Source organism: Arthrobacter halodurans, from assembly GCF_041877255.1.
GTDB classification, from domain to species: Bacteria; Actinomycetota; Actinomycetes; order Actinomycetales; family Micrococcaceae; genus Arthrobacter_N; species Arthrobacter_N halodurans.
The window spans coordinates 24644-40903 of sequence record NZ_JBHDLJ010000015.1 but is presented as its reverse complement, the minus strand read 5'-3'; the positions used below and the strand labels follow the sequence as shown (position 1 = coordinate 40903).

General features: G+C 72.2%; 16 protein-coding genes. 6 read left to right on the top strand and 10 right to left on the bottom strand.

Annotated features, from left to right (window positions below; genetic code table 11):
• Window positions 1–190 precede the first annotated feature (190 nt).
• From ACETWP_RS14885 to ACETWP_RS14875, 3 genes are all read right to left on the bottom strand, one after another.
• On the bottom strand, window positions 191–1117 hold the full coding sequence (locus tag ACETWP_RS14885; protein ID WP_373973053.1) for an SDR family oxidoreductase: 927 nt from the start codon (window positions 1115–1117) through the stop codon (window positions 191–193).
• Window positions 1118–1188: 71 nt separating this feature from the next.
• The gene (locus ACETWP_RS14880) at window positions 1189–3738 is read right to left on the bottom strand and encodes an ATP-dependent DNA ligase (protein WP_373973052.1); all 2550 of its coding nucleotides are present in this window, start codon (window positions 3736–3738) and stop codon (window positions 1189–1191) included.
• Between the two features lie 79 nt (window positions 3739–3817).
• A complete protein-coding gene (locus ACETWP_RS14875; protein WP_373973051.1) occupies window positions 3818–4954 on the bottom strand; it encodes an AI-2E family transporter in 1137 nt (378 codons plus the stop codon).
• Between the two features lie 162 nt (window positions 4955–5116).
• Here ACETWP_RS14875 and ACETWP_RS14870 point away from each other — a divergent pair, with 162 nt between their 5' ends.
• From ACETWP_RS14870 to ACETWP_RS14860, 3 genes are read left to right on the top strand one after another with little or no spacing between them, the layout of a single operon-like run.
• Window positions 5117–5617, top strand: a complete 501-nt coding sequence (locus ACETWP_RS14870; protein ID WP_373973050.1) for a pyridoxamine 5'-phosphate oxidase family protein — start codon at window positions 5117–5119, stop codon at window positions 5615–5617.
• A 4-nt stretch (window positions 5618–5621) separates the two neighbouring features.
• Entirely contained in the window at window positions 5622–6578 is a 957-nt protein-coding gene (gene ku / locus ACETWP_RS14865) for a non-homologous end joining protein Ku (RefSeq protein WP_373973049.1), read from the top strand.
• Entirely contained in the window at window positions 6578–7546 is a 969-nt protein-coding gene (locus ACETWP_RS14860; protein WP_373973048.1) for a DNA topoisomerase IB, read from the top strand. The genes ku and ACETWP_RS14860 overlap by 1 nt, the downstream gene beginning before the upstream one ends.
• A 20-nt stretch (window positions 7547–7566) precedes the next feature.
• On the opposite strand, the gene ACETWP_RS14855 is transcribed toward ACETWP_RS14860, so the two are convergent.
• The 3 genes from ACETWP_RS14855 to ACETWP_RS14845 all read right to left on the bottom strand — a co-directional run bounded on the left by ACETWP_RS14855 (window position 7567) and on the right by ACETWP_RS14845 (window position 8424).
• The gene (locus tag ACETWP_RS14855; RefSeq protein WP_373973047.1) at window positions 7567–7800 is read right to left on the bottom strand and encodes a hypothetical protein; all 234 of its coding nucleotides are present in this window, start codon (window positions 7798–7800) and stop codon (window positions 7567–7569) included.
• Window positions 7787–8080: a hypothetical protein gene (locus tag ACETWP_RS14850; RefSeq protein WP_373973046.1), complete on the bottom strand. Its 294-nt coding sequence runs from the start codon at window positions 8078–8080 to the stop codon at window positions 7787–7789. The genes ACETWP_RS14855 and ACETWP_RS14850 overlap by 14 nt, the downstream gene beginning before the upstream one ends.
• 77 nt (window positions 8081–8157) lie before the next feature.
• A complete protein-coding gene (locus tag ACETWP_RS14845) occupies window positions 8158–8424 on the bottom strand; it encodes a DUF7218 family protein (protein WP_373973044.1) in 267 nt (88 codons plus the stop codon).
• A gap of 139 nt (window positions 8425–8563) precedes the next feature.
• Here ACETWP_RS14845 and ACETWP_RS14840 point away from each other — a divergent pair, with 139 nt between their 5' ends.
• Genes ACETWP_RS14840 through ACETWP_RS14830 form a run of 3 tightly spaced genes read left to right on the top strand, consistent with a single transcriptional unit; the run spans window position 8564 to window position 11711 of the window.
• Window positions 8564–9622 (top strand): acyl-CoA dehydrogenase family protein, encoded by a 1059-nt coding sequence (locus ACETWP_RS14840; protein WP_373973043.1) that lies wholly within the window; start codon window positions 8564–8566, stop codon window positions 9620–9622.
• Window positions 9619–11007 (top strand): PIG-L family deacetylase, encoded by a 1389-nt coding sequence (locus ACETWP_RS14835; protein WP_373973042.1) that lies wholly within the window; start codon window positions 9619–9621, stop codon window positions 11005–11007. The genes ACETWP_RS14840 and ACETWP_RS14835 overlap by 4 nt, the downstream gene beginning before the upstream one ends.
• Window positions 11004–11711: a glycosyltransferase family 2 protein gene (locus ACETWP_RS14830; protein WP_373973041.1), complete on the top strand. Its 708-nt coding sequence runs from the start codon at window positions 11004–11006 to the stop codon at window positions 11709–11711. The genes ACETWP_RS14835 and ACETWP_RS14830 overlap by 4 nt, the downstream gene beginning before the upstream one ends.
• A gap of 14 nt (window positions 11712–11725) precedes the next feature.
• Here ACETWP_RS14830 and ACETWP_RS14825 read toward each other — a convergent pair whose 3' ends face one another.
• Genes ACETWP_RS14825 through ACETWP_RS14810 form a run of 4 tightly spaced genes read right to left on the bottom strand, consistent with a single transcriptional unit; the run spans window position 11726 to window position 16150 of the window.
• A complete protein-coding gene (locus ACETWP_RS14825) occupies window positions 11726–12988 on the bottom strand; it encodes an ABC transporter ATP-binding protein (protein WP_373973040.1) in 1263 nt (420 codons plus the stop codon).
• A gap of 35 nt (window positions 12989–13023) precedes the next feature.
• Window positions 13024–13866 carry a carbohydrate ABC transporter permease gene (locus ACETWP_RS14820; RefSeq protein WP_373973039.1) on the bottom strand — a complete coding sequence of 281 codons (843 nt, stop codon included), beginning with the start codon at window positions 13864–13866 and terminating at the stop codon, window positions 13024–13026.
• Window positions 13866–14831, bottom strand: coding sequence for a carbohydrate ABC transporter permease (locus ACETWP_RS14815; RefSeq protein WP_373973038.1), 966 nt, complete (start codon window positions 14829–14831; stop codon window positions 13866–13868). The genes ACETWP_RS14820 and ACETWP_RS14815 overlap by 1 nt, the downstream gene beginning before the upstream one ends.
• Window positions 14828–16150: an extracellular solute-binding protein gene (locus tag ACETWP_RS14810; protein WP_373973037.1), complete on the bottom strand. Its 1323-nt coding sequence runs from the start codon at window positions 16148–16150 to the stop codon at window positions 14828–14830. The genes ACETWP_RS14815 and ACETWP_RS14810 overlap by 4 nt, the downstream gene beginning before the upstream one ends.
• Between the last annotated feature and the right edge of the window lie 110 nt (window positions 16151–16260).

The following is a 16260-nucleotide window of genomic DNA, read 5'->3' as shown; positions in this document are numbered from 1 at the left end:
GTCCGCTCCTTCGCGCACCCGGCCCGACACCCGCCGCGCCGGTTGCAATATTGGTGCTTTAACGGTACGCCCGCGACCGCCGGTTCACAACGGCCTGCCCGCGGGGAGGGACGGGCGTCCGGGCGCGCACGCCGACGGCCCCGTCCCGCGGAGGGGGCCGGGGCCGTCGGCACTGCCGGTGCGGCTGCCGCTACGGCGAGGTCTTGCCGCCGTTGACGTTCAGCGTCTCGCCCACCACGTAGCTCGACTCGGCCGACGCCAGGAACACGTACGCGGGGGCCAGCTCGACGGGCTGTCCCGCCCGGCCAAGCGGGGTGTCCTGGCCGAACTCCGGCAGGGCGTCCTTCGGCTGGCCGTCGGACACCTGCAGCGGCGTCCAGATGGGCCCCGGGGCGACGGCGTTGACGCGGATGCCGCGCGGAGCGAGCTGTCCCGCCAGGCCCTTCGTGAAGTTGTTGATCGCGGCCTTCGTGGACGCGTAGTCCAGCAGGTTCGGCGACGGGTCGTAGGCCTGGATCGACGTCGTGTTGATGACCGAGCCGCCGGCCGGGAGGTGCTTCAGCGCGGCGCGCGTGAGCGTGAACATGGACATGATGTTCACCTGGAAGGTCTCGGCGAGCTGCTCGTCGTCCAGGTCCTCCAGCTTGTCCACGCTGATCTGCTTGCCGGCGTTGTTGACGAGGATGTCCAGGCCGCCGAGCGCCTCGGCCGCCTCGTCCACGACCTTGCCCCGGTACCCGGCGTCCATCAGGTCGCCGGGGAAGCCGATGCCGATCCGGCCCTCGGCCTCGATGATGGAGACGACCTTGCGGGCGTCCTCCTCCTCCGCGGGCAGGTAGGCGATGGCGACGTCGGCGCCCTCGCGGGCGAAGGCGATGGCGACGGCCGCGCCGATGCCGGAGTCCCCGCCGGTGACGAGCGCCTTGCGGCCCTTGAGCCGGCCGGTGCCGACGTAGGAGTCCTCGCCGACGTCGGCGCGCGGTTCCAGCTTCGCGTCCAGGCCCGGCTCGGGCTGGTCCTGCTTCGGCGGGGAGATCTTCGGGTGGCGGGTCACGGGGTTGTCCAGCGTCAGCTGCGCCGCGTCGGTGTTGGGGTTGTTCGGTTCGCGCATGTCCATCGTGCTTCCCCCTCGAGGGTCGTTCCGGAATCCTTCGGAACCTACGACGCTAGGCGACGCCGACCGGGCGATCAACGCGGGGCGCCGCGTGGGGGCCTTCTTCCGCGCTTGGCGAAATTCCCGGCATCTTCCCACCGGACGTCGTCCGGTTCCTTGTCGGGACGCCACCCGCGCCACACCGCGTGGCGCAGCCGGCCGCCGCCCGTCAGCCCGGCGTGGCGGACCTCGCCGACCAGGCGCGGGCTGACCCAGACCGCGTCGCGGCGGTCCGCGGCGGGCACGTCCGCCAGCGGCGGCGTCTTGCGCCCGAGGCGGCGCAGCCGGGACGCGATGTCCGCGAGGTCGGTGTCGCTGAAGCCGGTCCCCACGCGGCCCGCGTACCCCAGCACTCCATCGGCGCCGTTCACCGCCACCAGCAGCGATCCGACGCCGCCGGCCCGCCCTCCGTTGCCGGGCCGCCAGCCGACCACGACGACTTCCTGGTGCGAGTCGTTCTTGAGCTTGATCCACCCCCGCGTTCGCCGGCCCGGGAGGTACACGCCGCCGGCCTTCTTCGCGACGACACCCTCCAGGCCCAGCTCGCGGCTGGACTCGATGGCGTCGTCGACGTCTCCGGCCTGCGCCTCGGGCAGGTGCACGTGCTCGCCGGGCACGACGGCGGAGAACAGTTCCCTGCGTCGCTGGGCGTAGGGGGTGCGCATCAGGGCGCGCGGTTCGCCGCCGCCCGCGGACGGGAGGCGCAGGGCGTCGAAGAGCATCAGGTGCACGGGCACCTCCCGGGCCGCCGCGGCGATCTCCCGCTCCGTCGTCAGCTTCAGGCGCGACTGGAGCAGCGGGAAGTCGGGACGGTGTGCGGCGTTGAGGGCGACGATCTCGCCGTCGAGCACCGCCCCGTCCAGTCCCGTCTCGGGGCCGGCGCCGAGGCCGGCCAGTTCCTGGAGCTCCGGGTAGAGGCGCGTCATGTCCTTCCCGTTGCGGCTGACCAGGCTGACTTTCCCGCCGCGGACGGCGGCGATCGCGCGCACGCCGTCCCACTTCATCTCGTAGGCCCACTCCGATTCGGGATCCAGGTCCTCGGGGTCCCCGGCCGTCGCGAGCATCGGCTCCGGCAGCTCGGCCGCGGATGCTCCGTCCCCGTTCCGCGGCGCGTCCGCGGGGTCCGGCTGGTGCTTCATGAGGTGGATGAGCCAGTTCTTCTCCCCGCCCATGCCGGGGGCGTTGATGAGCGCATACCGGCGCGGCACCCCGCCGAGCCCGCCGTCGGGCCGGCCGTGCAGGACGGCGATGACCTCCTTGCCCTCGCGCCACTTCTCCAGTTCGTACGTCCCGGCATCCCAGATGCCCACCTCGCCGGCGCCATACTCCCCGCGGGGAATGGTGCCCTCGAAGCGTCCGTAGTCCAGGGGGTGGTCCTCGGTCATGACCGCCAGGCGGTTCTCGTCCGGATCCAGTGGCGGGCCCTTGGGGACAGCCCACGACACCAGCACGCCGGAGTGCTCGAGCCGGAAGTCCCAGTGGAGCCGGCGCGCGTGGTGCTCCTGCACCACGAACGTGGGTGGGCGGCCCTCGTCGCCCGTCGGCGGCGGTTCCGCGGGCACCGGCTCGGGCGTCTTCGCGGCGTCGCGCATGGTGCGGTACCTGGCGAGCCGATCCACGGTTCCCGACCCGCCCGGCCCGCCGTCGCGGGCATCGTCGTCGTCGCCGGGGCCGTCGTCGCCGGGGCCGTCGGTCCATCCCTGGGCGGCGAGCGGGTCGAGCCCGTCCTCCACGCGCCTCAAGACCTCGCCGTACTCGAGCTGGCGCAGCCCCGGATCCCGGATCTCGTCCCAGGTCCGCGGCGCGGCCACGGTCGGGTGGGCGCGTCCGCGGAGCGAGTACGGGCAGACCGTGGTCTTGTTGCCGTTGTTCTGGCTCCAATCCACCAACACCTTGCCCACCCGGGAGGACTTCTTCATCGAGGACACGACGAGCTCGGGGTGGTCGGCCTCCAGCGCGCGCGCGAGTTCGTGCGCCACCTCGGAGACCTGCTCCGTCGTATGCGTCCCGTCCAGCGCCGCGTACAGGTGGATGCCCTTGGAACCGGACGTCACCGGGACCGCGTCGAGCCCCATGTCGGCGAGCAGCTCGCGGCACAGCAGCGCCGTCTCCGCGCACTCGGCGAGCCCGGCGCCCTCGCCGGGGTCGAGGTCCAAAACCATCCGGTCGGGATGGCGCGGGCTCCCGTCCGCGCCGAACCGCCACTGCGGGACGTGGATCTCCAGCGCCGCGACCTGGCCGAACCAGGCGAGGACGGCGGGCTCGTTCACCAGCGGATACACGTTGGCGTGGTTCTTGTGCCGCAGGGTGGCCCGCGGAACCCAGTCCGGCGCCGAGTCCTCCAGGTCCTTCCGGAAGAACACCTGGCCGGGCGCGTCCGCGGTCCCCACGCCGTCCACCCAGCGTTTGCGCGTCGCCGGACGCCACGCGGCCTGCGGGACGAGCACGTGCGCCACCCCGGCCAGGTAGCCCAGCACGTCCGCCTTCGTGGTCCCGGTCTCCGGGAACAGCACCTTGTCCAGGTTGGTGACCCTCAGCTGCCGTCCGGCGACCTCGACGATCTGCCCCGATGAGCGCGGTGACATGGGTGGTGCTCCTTCCGTCCCTGCCCACTCTGCCCCCGCGCGGGCCCGCTGGCCAGTCCGGCCCGCCATCCCGGCGGGCCTAGGCGACGGGCGCGGGCGACGGCGGCGCCCCGCCCGGCGGACGCCCCTCCCCCGGGGCGTCCGCCGGATCCTCCGCCGTCCACACCTTGACGACCGCCCACGCCACGGCCGTCAGCGGCACGGCCAGGACGGCTCCGGCGATGCCCGCGAGCACCGTCCCGGCGGTGATGGCCATGAGGACGACCAGCGCGTGGAGCCGCAGCGACTTGCCCATGACCAGCGGCTGGAGCAGGTCGCCCTCCAGCTGGGTCACGGCGACGACGACCCCGACCACGATGAGCGCGACGAGCGGGCCGTTCGCCACGAGGGCGACGAGCGCGGCCAGGGCGCCCGCCACGGTCGCGCCGACGATGGGCACGAACGCGCCCACGAAGACGATGACCGCCAGCGGCCCGGCCAGGGGCACGCGCAGGATCAGCAGGGCGGCACCGATGACGACGGCGTCGACCAGCGCGACGATCGTCGTGCCGCGCACGTAGCCGCCCAGCACGTCGAGCACGCGCGTTCCGGCGAGCCGCAGCTTCCGCTCCCGCCGGCCCTCGAAGGGCGTCAGCAGGAAGTTCCAGATGGTGGCGCCGTCCTTCAGCAGGAAGAACAGGACCACGACCATCAGCGTGGCGCCGGTGAGGAACTCCGCCACCGCGGAGACCCCCGTCAGGGCCCCCGTGCGGCCCTGGGCGCTGGTCGCGAACGCGACGACCGCGTCGCGCGCCTGGGCGATCTGCTCCGCGCTGATGGGGAAGGGCCCGTCCAGGATGAAGGACTGCAACTCGTCCACGCCGGACGCGGCGGAGGCCGCCAGCTCGTCCCATTCGCTGCGCACCGCGAACACGATCCCGGTCACCACGCCGCCCAGCACCGCCAGCAGGCCGAGGAAGGCGATCGCCGTCGCGAGGGCCCCCGGTAGTCCCTTGCGGCGCAGGAAATTCACGAAGGGGGCGATCGCGGCGGCGAGGATGATCGCGATCATCACGGGGATGATCAGCAGCCGCAGCCGCAACAGCCCGTAGACCGTGACGGTCGCGAGGGCCAGGAGCAGGAGGACTTGCGCGGAGCGGATGCCGAAGCGCCCCAGCGTGTCGCCCCATAGGGCCGCGGTGCCACGGGGCCGGGCCGTCGTCTCGGGAACGTCCATGGTGGACCACCTTCCGGTCGAAGTACGCGGGTGCCATCCGCCGTGGGACTCAGGTTCCCCGCTCCCCGGCCCGGGATCAATGCCTCCGGACCGCCATCGCCACGCTGACCAGCCCGGCGTCGTGTCGACTCTGTCCGCGGGCGGACGACAACGGGTAGGGTCGTGCCTACCTACGAGCGGGAGGTTCCGATGGACCCGGACACCAAGAAGGTCATCGACATCATCAACGACGTCAAGGTCGCCATGGTCACCACCAGCGCCGGCGGCCGCCTGGTCAGCCGCCCCCTGACGGTCATGGAGGTCCAGGACGACGGCGACCTGTGGATCTTCACGAGCGCCGACGCCCACGTCCTGTCCGAGATCGCCGCCGAGCCGCAGGTCAACGCGTCCTTCGCGGGTTCCCGCCGCTGGGTCTCGCTGAACGGCACGGCCTCGGTCGTGGACGATCCGGCGAAGAAGCACGAGCTCTGGAACCCGCTGGTGGAGGCCTTCATCCCCGAGGGCCCGGATTCGTCGAACGCCGTGCTGGTGCGCGTCGCTTCGGAGCACGCCGAATACTGGGACAACCCGACCGGGTTCGCGGGCGTGCTCGCGCGCTGGGTCAAGGCCAAGGCCACCGGCGAACCGGCCCATCCGGGCGGTTCCGGCGGCACGGACCTCTAGCCGCGTGCGCGCCATCTGGACCGGCGCCATCGCCTTCGGCCTGGTGAACGTCCCGGTCAAGGCCTACGGCGCGACCGAGGACCACGACGTGTCGCTGCACCAGGTGCACGACGCCGACGGCGGACGCATCCGCTACCAGCGCCGTTGCGAGGTGTGCGGGGAGAAGGTCGACTTCGAACACATCGACAAGGCGTACGACGACGGCGAACGCACCGTCGTGCTCACGGGCGAGGACTTCGAGGCGCTGCCGTCGGAGAAGAGCCGGGAGATCGAGGTGGTCCAGTTCGTGCCGAACGCGCAGATCGACCCGATCATGCTCGAGCGCAGCTACTACCTGGAGCCCGACTCCAAGTCGCCGAAGGCCTACCTCCTGCTGCGCAAGACGCTCGAGGACTCGGAGCTGACCGCCGTCGTGAAGTTCGCGCTGCGGCAGAAGACCCGGCTCGGGGCGCTACGCGTGCGGGGCAAGGTGCTGGTGCTGCAGGCGATGCTCTGGGGCGACGAGGTGCGCGAGGTGGACTTCCCGGCCACGAAGTCGCGCGTGAAGATCAGCGACCAGGAACTCAAGATGTCCGCCCTGCTGGTCGAGCAGTTCTCCGGGGACTTCGCCCCCCGGGACTTCGAGGACGAGTACCAGTCCGAACTGCGGACGCTGATCGAGGAAAAGCTGAAGCAGGGCGACTCGCTGGATACCGGGGCGACGTTCGGCGACGCCGATGCGGCGCGCGAGGACGCCGGGCAGGGTTCCGGTGACGTGATCGACCTCATGGAGGCCCTGAAGCGCAGCATCGAGGGCAAGCGGACCCGTCGCTCGGGCGCGGGCAAGACGACGTCGGCCGGGAAGTCCGGCACGGCGACCTCCGGCAAGGGCGCCGCGAAGACGTCCGCGAAGGGGGCCGCGAAGGGGTCAGCGCGCAAGCCCCCCGCGACGGAGCCGGGCGAGCGCCGGAGGAAAGCCTAGTGGCGGCCCGGTTGCGGCGCGTCCAGCCGGGGACGGGCGGCATCACCCGGCGCCGCGCCGGACGCGGCTTCACGTACCTCGGCGCCAACGGCAAGAGGATCGAGGCCGCCGAGACGCTCGAACGGATCCGTGGGCTGGGCATCCCGCCGGCGTGGACCGACGTGTGGATCGCCTCCCAGGCCAACGCCCACATCCAGGCGACGGGCATCGATGCGGCGGGACGCACGCAGTACCTGTACCACCCGCGCTGGCGCGAGCTGCGGGATGTCGAGAAGTTCCTGCGGGCCCGGTCGTTCGCCGAGCGCCTGCCCGCCGTCCGGCGGACCGTCACGCGGGACCTCAAGCAGGAGCGGGACGGGCGCCGCCGCGCGCTCGCCGCGGCCGTCCGCCTGCTGGACCGCGGCGGGCTGCGGATCGGCGGCGCGGCCTATGCCGAGGAGAACGGGTCCTTCGGCGCCTCCACGCTCCAGCGGCGGCACGTGGAGGTGGAGGGCGATCTGGTCCGCCTCGTGTTCCGCGGCAAGTCCGGCGGCGACTGGGACGTGCGGGTGGAGGATCCGCTGCTGGGCGCGTTCTTCGCCGAGGTCCCCAAGAGCCCGCGCGGGGCCCCGGCCATCTGCTACCCGGTGCGCGAGGGCCGGCGCACCACCTGGAACGGGGTGTCGGCGGCGGACATCAACGACTATCTCAGCGACGCCGCCAGCGCCCACGTCACCGCCAAGGACTTCCGCACGTGGCAGGGGACGGTGGTGGCGGCCCGCTCGCTGGCCCGCGCCCTGCGCACCGGGGACAGCTCGCCGGCCGCGGTGTCGGCCGCCATCCAGGACGCGGCGGCCTGGCTGCACAACACGCCGACCGTCGCGCGGGACTCCTACGTGGATCCCCACGTCGTCAAGTGCTTCGAACAGGGCCGGGCCGCCGACTTCCGCCGGCAGCCCGACCGCGCCGTGCTGGACCTGTTCACGTAGGTCCGGCCGGCGCCGGCGGACTATCCCGCGTCGAAGCGCTCGGCGTCCTCCGGGGAGTCGTCCTCGCTGTCGTTGCCGCTGCCGTCGGGCAGGGACTCGGCGTCGACGGTGCGGGCGTCGCCCCCGCCGTCGCGGCCGCCCTCGCGGGGACCGCCGGCGTCGTGCTGGCCGTGCGCGTCGGCGTCCGCGGGTTCCCCGGTGCGGGGCTCGTCCCGCTCCGGTCCGGACGACTCGTGGGTGCTATTCGGAGACATTGGATCCCCCATCCGGGAAGTCGAGTTTGCTGGGTCCGTGGATCCGGCGGAAGAAGCCGAATCCGGCGATGATCAGGCCGAACAGGACACCGATCCACATCGGCGTCGCGAGGCCGCCGGGCTGGTCCGCGTCGAGCCAGATGAAGATGCCGAAGAGCAGCGCGATAATGAGGCCCGCGAAGCCCAGCAGGAGTCCCTGCGGGCGCTGGTCCACCGGCTGCGTCGGTTGGTTGCGGGGGTGGTTGGATCGATCTTCTGAGGCGTCGTACTCGTCTGCCATGTCCTGCTCCTTCAATCGGGCGTTCTGTGGGTGGAGTCGGGCTCCGTGCCGGCCGCCCTGCGCCGGACCGTCGGCGCTCAGGAGTTCCTGAGCTCCCGGATGAGGTCCTTCTTGGTGAGATCCGAATACCCCGTCAGGCCGATGTCCTTGGCGCGGTCCCGCAGCTGCCGGACGGTCCAGTCCTCGTAGCTGCCGGACTCGCCGCCGCGTTCGCCGACCGCCCCGCGTCCGTCGCGTGCGGCGGCGTTGGCGATGCGCGCCGACTTCTGCTTCGAGTTGCCCTCGCCGCGGAGCTTCTCGTACAGCTCCCCGTCCTTGACGCTGGGATTCCTGTCTTCCGCCATGCTCGGGGCCTCCGTTTCCTCACTACGCCTAACAAAACCGCACTGGTCACCCTCAGGTCAAGTGGGCCCGGCGCCACCCCGCGGGCCGGGAAACGCTATCCTGACAGCCACGGTTCACGATGGCGGAGAAGGAGACCCGGTGGCGGTTCGAGGGGTGCGTTTCGGCGGGACAAGCCGCGGCGCGGAGGCGCCCGGCGCGGCTCCGGCGTCGTTCGACGCCCCGGCGCTCCTGAGGGCCGCGGCCTCCTGCCAGGGGGACCCCGGACCCGTCCTCGCCCTGCTGCGGGTCGCGGACGGGACCCCGCCGGTCCCGGGCGCAGGCTCGACGGCTCGGTTGTGGGAGTTGCTGGCGTCCGTCGCCGCCGCCGACCTGACGGCCGCGCGCGCCGTCGAGCCGCACCTGGATGCCGCGGCGATCCTCGCGCAGGCCGGGGTCCCGTGGCCGTCCGGGACTGCGTGGGGCGTGTTCGCGGCCGAATCGCCGGACGCGCGTCTGGAGGGGACGGACGACGGCGGCGCCTGGCGCCTGGACGGCGACAAGCCGTGGTGCTCGCTCGCCGCGGAACTGGACCACGCCGTCGTCACGGCCCACGTCCCCGGGGGGCGCCGCGCGTTCGCCGTGGACCTCCGGCAGCCCGGCGTCGCGGCGCATCCCGCCCCCTGGGCCAGCCGCGGCCTGAGCCGCGTCCCCAGCGGGCCCCTCTCCTTCGCCGGCGTCCCCGCGCGGCCGGTCGGGGGAACCGACTGGTACCTTCGCCGCGACGGCTTCGCCTGGGGAGGCATCGGGGTCGCGGCGTGCTGGTTCGGCGGGGCGGTCGGGCTCTTCCGCACCCTCGAGCGCTCCGCCCACCGCCGCGAGCCCGACCAGTTGGCGCAGGCCTGGCTCGGGGAGGCCGAGCGGCTCCTGGACTCCGCCGCCGCCGTGCTGCTGCGGGCGGCGGACGCCGTGGACGCGGGGACGGCCGGCTGGGTCGAGGCCCACCGGGCGCGCGGCCACGTCGCCTCGGTCTGCGCCCGGATGCTCGCGATCTGCGGCGAGGCGATGGGCCCGGGCCCGCTGGCCTTCGACGAGGAGCACGCGCGGCGCGCGGCCGACCTGACCGTCTACATCCGCCAGCACCACGGGGCGCGCGACGACGCCGGTCTGGGCCGGCTCGTCGCCGCGCGCCCGGCGGACGGAACGGAGGGATCCTGGTGAGCTTCGACCACCGGGATGCCGGGACCCCGGAGCGCGCGTGGCGGGACGCCGGCGTCGAAGGGCTCCCGGAGCTGGACCCCGGATCCGTGCCGGGGCGGGGCGGGCGCCTGATCGTGGTGGCGGCCCACCCCGACGACGAGTCGCTCGGCGCCGCGGGCCTGATCCACGCGGCGCTGCGGGCGGGAGCCGACGTGCGCGTGCTCCTGTGCTCCGCGGGCGAGGCATCCCACCCGGACTCCCCCACCGTCTCGCCGACGGAGCTGGCGGCGATCCGCCTCGACGAGTTCTCGAACGCCATGCGCGGCCTCGCCGACTCCCCGGATCCGGGGGCCGGCGTCCTGGACTGGCGGCATCTGGGCCTGCCGGACGGCGCCGTCTCCGGCCACCTGCCCGCCCTCGAGGCGGCCCTGGCCGCCGAGCTTCCCGCGGAAGGGCCCGCCGTCATCGCGGCGCCGTACCGGTTCGACGGCCACGCCGACCACGACGCCGTCGGCGCGGTGGCGGCCCGGGTCGCGGCGCGGCACGGGGCCGGCCTGCTCGAGTTCCCCATTTGGTACTGGCTCTGGGCGACGCCCGGCGAGTCGGACCAGTGGCGGCACTGGCGCACGTTGCCGCTGGACGGTCCGGCCGCCGCCGCCAAGCGGGAGGCGATGGCCGCCCACGGGTCCCAGATCCGGCCGCTGTCCGGCGCCGAGGGGGACGAGACGCTCCTGACGGAGTCGTTCCTGGAACACTTCGGGCGCCCCGCGGAGACGTTCCGCTGGAGCGCGGCCGGGCGGCGGGACTCGGGCTCCGCCGCCGATGTCTTCGACGCCCTGTACCGCCGCGACCCGGACCCGTGGGCCTACCTGACCAGCTGGTACGAGCGCCGCAAGCGCGACGTCACGCTCGCGTCCCTGCCGCGCGAGCGCTACGGCGCCGCCGCCGAGGCCGGGTGCTCGATCGGGGTCCTCACGGAGTCGCTGGCCCGGCGGTGCGACGAGCTCACCGCGATCGACGCGAGCGGGGTGGCCCTGGACCTCGCCGCCCGGCGGCTCGGGCAGCTCGGGCACGTGCGGCTGGTCCGCGCGGACCTGCCGGGTGGCTGGCCCGCGTTCGATCCGGGCTCGCTGGACCTGGTGGTGGTTTCCGAGATCGGCTACTTCCTGGGCGGCGACGAGCTCACCATGCTCCTGCTCCGCGCGGCGCGATCGCTGCGGCCCGGCGGCCACCTGCTGCTCTGCCACTGGCTGCACCCGGTGGCCGGCTGGGAGCTCGACGGCGAGGCCGTCCACGCGGAGGCCCGCACCCTCGAGGGCTGGACGCCGGTGGTGACGCACCGCGAGCGGGATTTCTTGCTGGAGGTCTTCGAGGCGCCGGGGGAACGCGCCGGGGACCGGCCATGACGTCGCGGCCGCCGATCGCGCGCGTGGCCGTCGTCGTGCCGGCCCGCAACGAGGACCGCCTCCTCGGCGCCTGCCTCGACCACCTGCGGGCCGCGATGGATGTCCTGGAGCGCTCCTCGCCGCGCTGTGCGGCCGGCGTGACCGTGGTCCTGGACGGCTGCACCGACGGAAGCGCGGCGATCGCCGCGGCGGCGGCGGCGCGGAACGCCCGGATCGGCGTCCTGGCGGTGGACCACGGCTGCGTCGGCGCGGCCCGCGCCGCCGGCGCGGCCGCCGCGCTCGGGGGCGCCGACGATCCCGGAACCGTCTGGATCGCGTGCACCGACGCCGACACCCGCGTGCCGGCACACTGGCTGCGCACCATGGTCGCGCTGGCGGACGCCGGGGCCGACGCGGTGCTGGGGACCGTCGAACCCGACGCCGACGACGTCGGGGCGCCGCGCCACGCGTCATGGCGGGCGCGGCACGTGCTCGCCGACGGCCACGGGCACGTCCACGGGGCGAACCTGGGCGTGCGGGCCAGCGCGTACCTCGCGGTGGGGGGCTTCGCTCCCCTGCCGGTACACGAGGACGTCCGCCTGGTCGAGGGACTCCGCGCCGGCGGCGCGCGCGTCGTTTCCTCCGGACGGCTGCACGCGGTGACCTCGGGCCGCCTCGACGGCCGGGCGCCGGGCGGCTTCTCGGACTACCTGCTGAACCTCTAGGCCCGCCGCCCGGCCTACTCGCCGGCCGCCGCCGTCCTCGCCCGGCCGGCCCGCTCGATCTCCTCCTTGCGCTCGGCCGCGGCCTCCTCGGTCAGCGCCTCGCCCGCCGCGGCGTCGCGCGTGAGGTTGTCCCCGGAGCTCGGGTCGAAGATGTGCAGGCGCCGCGTGTCGAGCCACAGTTCGGCGGGGTGCCCACCGCGGATCCGGCTGGCCGCGTCGAGCGTCACCACGACCTGGGGCCGCAGTTCCTCGGCGTCCATGTCGCGGGCCAGACCCTGGAGCAGCTCGCGCACCTCCGGGCTCGGCTCGAAGTCGATGTACCCGTACTGCTCGTTGCCGAGCCACTCGGTGTGCGTGAGCTCGGCCGTGAACTTGGCGCCGTGCTGAAGCTTGTGCTCCTCGACCAGCGAGGCGTCCTCGAAGAACTCGGGACGGACGCCGAGCAGGACGACGTCCTTGCCGCGGGCCACCGCGGCCTTCTCCTCGGGGACGGGGATGTCGCCGATCGGCGTCTTGAGCACGGTCCCGTCCAGCGTGGCGGGCAGGAAGTTCATCGACGGGCTGCCGATGAATCCGGCCACGAAGAGGTTCACGGGCTGCTCGTAGAGCTCGCGCGGCGACGCGATCTGCTGGAGGATGCCCTTCTTGAGCACAGCCACGCGGTCCCCGAGCGTCATGGCCTCCGTCTGGTCGTGCGTGACGTAGACGCTGGTGGTCCCGAGCCGCCGCTGCATCTGCGAGATCTCGGCGCGCATCTGGCCGCGCAGCTTCGCGTCGAGGTTGGACAGCGGCTCGTCGAAGAGGAACGCGTCGGCCTGGCGCACGATCGCCCGGCCCATCGCGACGCGCTGGCGCTGGCCGCCGGAGAGGTTGCCGGGCTTGCGCTCCAGGTGGTCGGTCAGCTCGAGCGTCTTGGCGGCGCCCAGCACGAGCTCCTTGACGCGCTCCTCCGTGAGCTTGCCCTTGTTCAGCCGGAGCGGGAACGCGATGTTCTCGAACACGGTCAGGTGCGGGTACAGCGCGTAGTTCTGGAAGACCATCGCCAGGTTGCGGTCGCGGGGGGCCTTCTCGTTGACGCGCTTGCCGTCGATGAGCAGGTCGCCGGAGGTGATGTCCTCCAGGCCCACGATCATGCGCAGGAGCGTGGACTTGCCGCAGCCGGACGGCCCGACGAGGATGACGAACTCCCCGTCCGCGATGTCGATGCTCACGTCGTTGACCGCGGGGAAGCCGTCGTCGTACTTCTTGACGATGTTTTTCAGGGTGATCGATGCCATGGGTTCTTGTCCTTTGTGGTTCGCGGGCCCGGGCGTCAGCCCTTGACGGCGCCCTGGGTCAGGCCGGAGACGATTTGCCGCTGGAAGAGGAGCACCAGCAGGACCACGGGAATGGTGACGATGATCGCCGCGGCGGAGATGGCTCCCGTCGGCGACTCGAACTGGGAGGCCCCCGTGAAGAAGGCCAGCGCCGCCGGCACGGGCCGGGCCGCCTCGGTGGAGGTGAGCGAGATGCCGTAGACGAAGTCGTTCCACGCGATGAAGAACGCGATGATGGCCGTCGTGAAGACGCCCGGCGCGGCCAGCGGGATGATCGCCTTGCGGAAGGCCTGCCACGTGGTGGCCCCGTCGACCTGCGCCGCCTGCTCGAGTTCCCACGGGATCTGCCGGAAGAAGGCCGCCAGCGTCCAGATGGAGATCGGCAGGGTCAGCGAGAGGTACGGGATGATCAGGCCCAGCCACGTGTCGTAGAGGCCGATCGTGCGCCACACGTTGAACAGCGGCGTGACGATGGAGATGACCGGGAAGATCGACACCGCCAAGGCCGTGGTCAGGATGAGCTTCTTGCCGGGGAAGTCCAGACGTGCGATCGCGTAGGCGCACAGGGTGGCCAGCACGACGGCGACGAACGTCGCGATGAGCGCGATGCCGATGGAGTTGCGCAAGGAGCTGAGGAACAGCTCCTGCGCGTCCCCCACGAGGATCTGCTCGTAGTTGACGAAGGACCACTCGGTCGGGAGGAACTTCCGGTTGGCCAGGTCGCTGGGCTCCTTGAAGGAGGTGGCGAAGATGGAGGCGACCGGGAACAGCGCGTAGATCAGGACCGCGACGGTGATGGCCGCCCAGATGAGCTTCGATTTGGATGTTGTCTTGGACATTATTTCCCCCCCTGGCTTCCGGCCAGATCCACCTTGAACAGCTTGATGGCGACGAAGCAGATGATCAGGACGCACAGGAACAGGAGCACGGAGATGGCCGAGCCCAGCCCGATCTCCAGCCGCCCGATGGAGGTCCGGTACGCCAGGAGCGAGAGCACCTCGGTCCCGAACGCGCCGTTGGTCATGATGAAGACGTTGTCGAAGATGCGGAAGGCGTCCAGCGCCCGGAAGAGCACGGCGACCATGATCGCGGCCTTCATGTTGGGCAGGATCACGCGGACCATGCGCTCCCACCAGGTCGCACCGTCGACCTCGGCGGCCTCGGTCAGCTCGTCCGGCACCTGCGCCAGCCCCGCCAGCAGCAGGAGGGAGATGAACGGCGTCGTCTTCCAGATCTCGGACGCCATGATGACGAAGAGCGAGGACCAGGTGCCGGCGAACCAGTTGGTGTCCTCGCCGATGCCCGGCACCCAGTCGAACCAGCTGTTCACGAACCCGGAGTTGATGTCGAACGCGTAGAACCACGCGAACGCGGAGACGACCGTGATGATGCCGTACGGCACCAGGATGGCCGTCCGCACGAGGCCGCGGAGCGACTTGAGCGCCTTGCTCATCACCAGCGCCAGCGCGAATCCGAGGACCAGCTCGACGACGACCGTGACGACCGTGATGAGGAGCGTCACGCCGAGGGCCTGCCAGAAGAGGGTGTCCGTGAGGATGGTCGAGTAGTTGCCGAGGCCGACGAACGCGCGGTCGTCCGGCGCGGTGAGCCGGAAGTTGAACATCGAGTCCCAGACGGCCTGCAGGATCGGATACAGCGTGACCAGCAGCATGATGACGAACGCGGGGCCCGCGAGGATCCAGCCGAGGCGCCGTTCGGCGCGGCGGCGGTCGCTGTAGACGACGGGCGTCTTGGACTTCTCGGCCGCCCGCGCCTTCGCGCGGGTTTCGGTGGTGGCGCTCACAGCAGCCTCTCCCCTCGGAGGACCTCAACGATGAAGTCGGTGGTGGTCTTCGGCGTCGTGTCCGCGTCGACCTGCGTCGGCGGGGCCCAGTTCTGCTGGATACCGGTGGACACCTCGTTGTAGTACGGCGTCTGCGGGCGCGGCGCGGACTGTTCCAGCGACTGGCGGATCGCGTCCGCCATCGGGAACTTCTCCGTGATCGACGCGTCGTCGTAGGCCGTGGAGTCCGACGGCGGGTTGCCGTTGGTCACGAAATACTCGGTCTGGTTCTCGGGCGAGACGATGCACTCGATGGCCCGGTAGGCGAGGTCCGGGTGCTGGCTCTTCGAACCCACCCCCAGGTTGATGCCGCCGAGCGGCGGGGCCGCCTCCTGCCCCTCCAGGGTCTGGGGGTAGATGGCCCAGCCGATGTCCTCGACGAGGGACTCGTCCAGGTTCCCGGCCTCCACGGCGCCGTTGGTGGCCGGCCAGACGAACGGCCAGTTGACCATGAACGATCCGTTGTCGCCCTGGAAGAGCAGCATCGACTCGTTCTCGGCCTGCGTCGGCAGGCCGGGACCGCCGAGACCCTGGCGCCCGATCGCGGAGACGATCTCCGCGGCCTTGGTGCCGGCCTCCGATTCGAGACCCAGCTGGACCTCCTCGGCGGAGGCCTCGGGGTTCGTCAGGATCTGCCCCCCGCCGGACTCGACGAGGGCGTTCACCCACACGGTCATCGACTCGGCCAGCGCGCCCTGCACGCCCAGGAACTTGTCCTGTTCCTCGGCGGCCGCGATGATCTGGTCCCAGGTCACGGGGCCGGACATGTCCAGTCCCGCGGCCTCGGCCACCGACTTGCGGTACCAGAGCAACTGCGTGTTGGCCCAGAACGGCACCGTGACCAGCTCGTCCTTCCACGAGGCCCCCGCGAGCGCGCCCTCCAGCGTGTTCGCGGTGGTCCTCTCCGCGGTTTCGGCGGGAACCGGCGCGAGGAAGCCGGGCTCCGCGAGCTCGGGGATGAATGGCGGGTCGAGGCTCATGATGTCCAGCGAGGTGTCGCCGGCGGCGAGCCGGCGGGCCAGCTGCTCCCGCTGGGACGAGGCGTCCGAGGGGAGCAGCGAGGTCTCGATCCGGTAGGCGCCGCCGGACTCCGCCGTGCACCGTTCGGCGAGGACGGCCTGGCCGCCGTCGTCCGGGTTGATGTACCACGTGAGCACGGGGGTCCCGCCGTCGGCCGGGCCGCCGCAGCCGGCGAGGAGAAGACCCGCCACGATGGCCGCCGCCCCCGCCGTTGCCTTGCCCCGCCGGCGCGCCGCGGGTGGTTTCGGGTGATTCGGCATTGACACAAGCCTCCACATCGTTGTGTTGAAGGCCGTCGGCGCCTGGGATCTTCGGCCAACAGCCTTGCTTTCTGACCCTATGACGATATTCGCCATTTGACTACGCCTTC

Excerpts from the sequence above, each read along its gene's own strand:
- ACETWP_RS14885 (WP_373973053.1), bottom strand. The coding sequence starts at position 1,117 with ATGGACATGCGCGAACCGAACAACCCCAACACCGACGCGGCGCAGCTG.
- ACETWP_RS14880 (WP_373973052.1), bottom strand. The coding sequence starts at position 3,738 with ATGTCACCGCGCTCATCGGGGCAGATCGTCGAGGTCGCCGGACGGCAG.
- ACETWP_RS14875 (WP_373973051.1), bottom strand. The coding sequence starts at position 4,954 with ATGGACGTTCCCGAGACGACGGCCCGGCCCCGTGGCACCGCGGCCCTA.
- ACETWP_RS14855 (WP_373973047.1), bottom strand. The coding sequence starts at position 7,800 with ATGTCTCCGAATAGCACCCACGAGTCGTCCGGACCGGAGCGGGACGAG.
- ACETWP_RS14850 (WP_373973046.1), bottom strand. The coding sequence starts at position 8,080 with ATGGCAGACGAGTACGACGCCTCAGAAGATCGATCCAACCACCCCCGC.
- ACETWP_RS14845 (WP_373973044.1), bottom strand. The coding sequence starts at position 8,424 with ATGGCGGAAGACAGGAATCCCAGCGTCAAGGACGGGGAGCTGTACGAG.
- ACETWP_RS14830 (WP_373973041.1), top strand. The coding sequence starts at position 11,004 with ATGACGTCGCGGCCGCCGATCGCGCGCGTGGCCGTCGTCGTGCCGGCC.
- ACETWP_RS14825 (WP_373973040.1), bottom strand. The coding sequence starts at position 12,988 with ATGGCATCGATCACCCTGAAAAACATCGTCAAGAAGTACGACGACGGC.
- ACETWP_RS14820 (WP_373973039.1), bottom strand. The coding sequence starts at position 13,866 with ATGTCCAAGACAACATCCAAATCGAAGCTCATCTGGGCGGCCATCACC.
- ACETWP_RS14810 (WP_373973037.1), bottom strand. The coding sequence starts at position 16,150 with ATGCCGAATCACCCGAAACCACCCGCGGCGCGCCGGCGGGGCAAGGCA.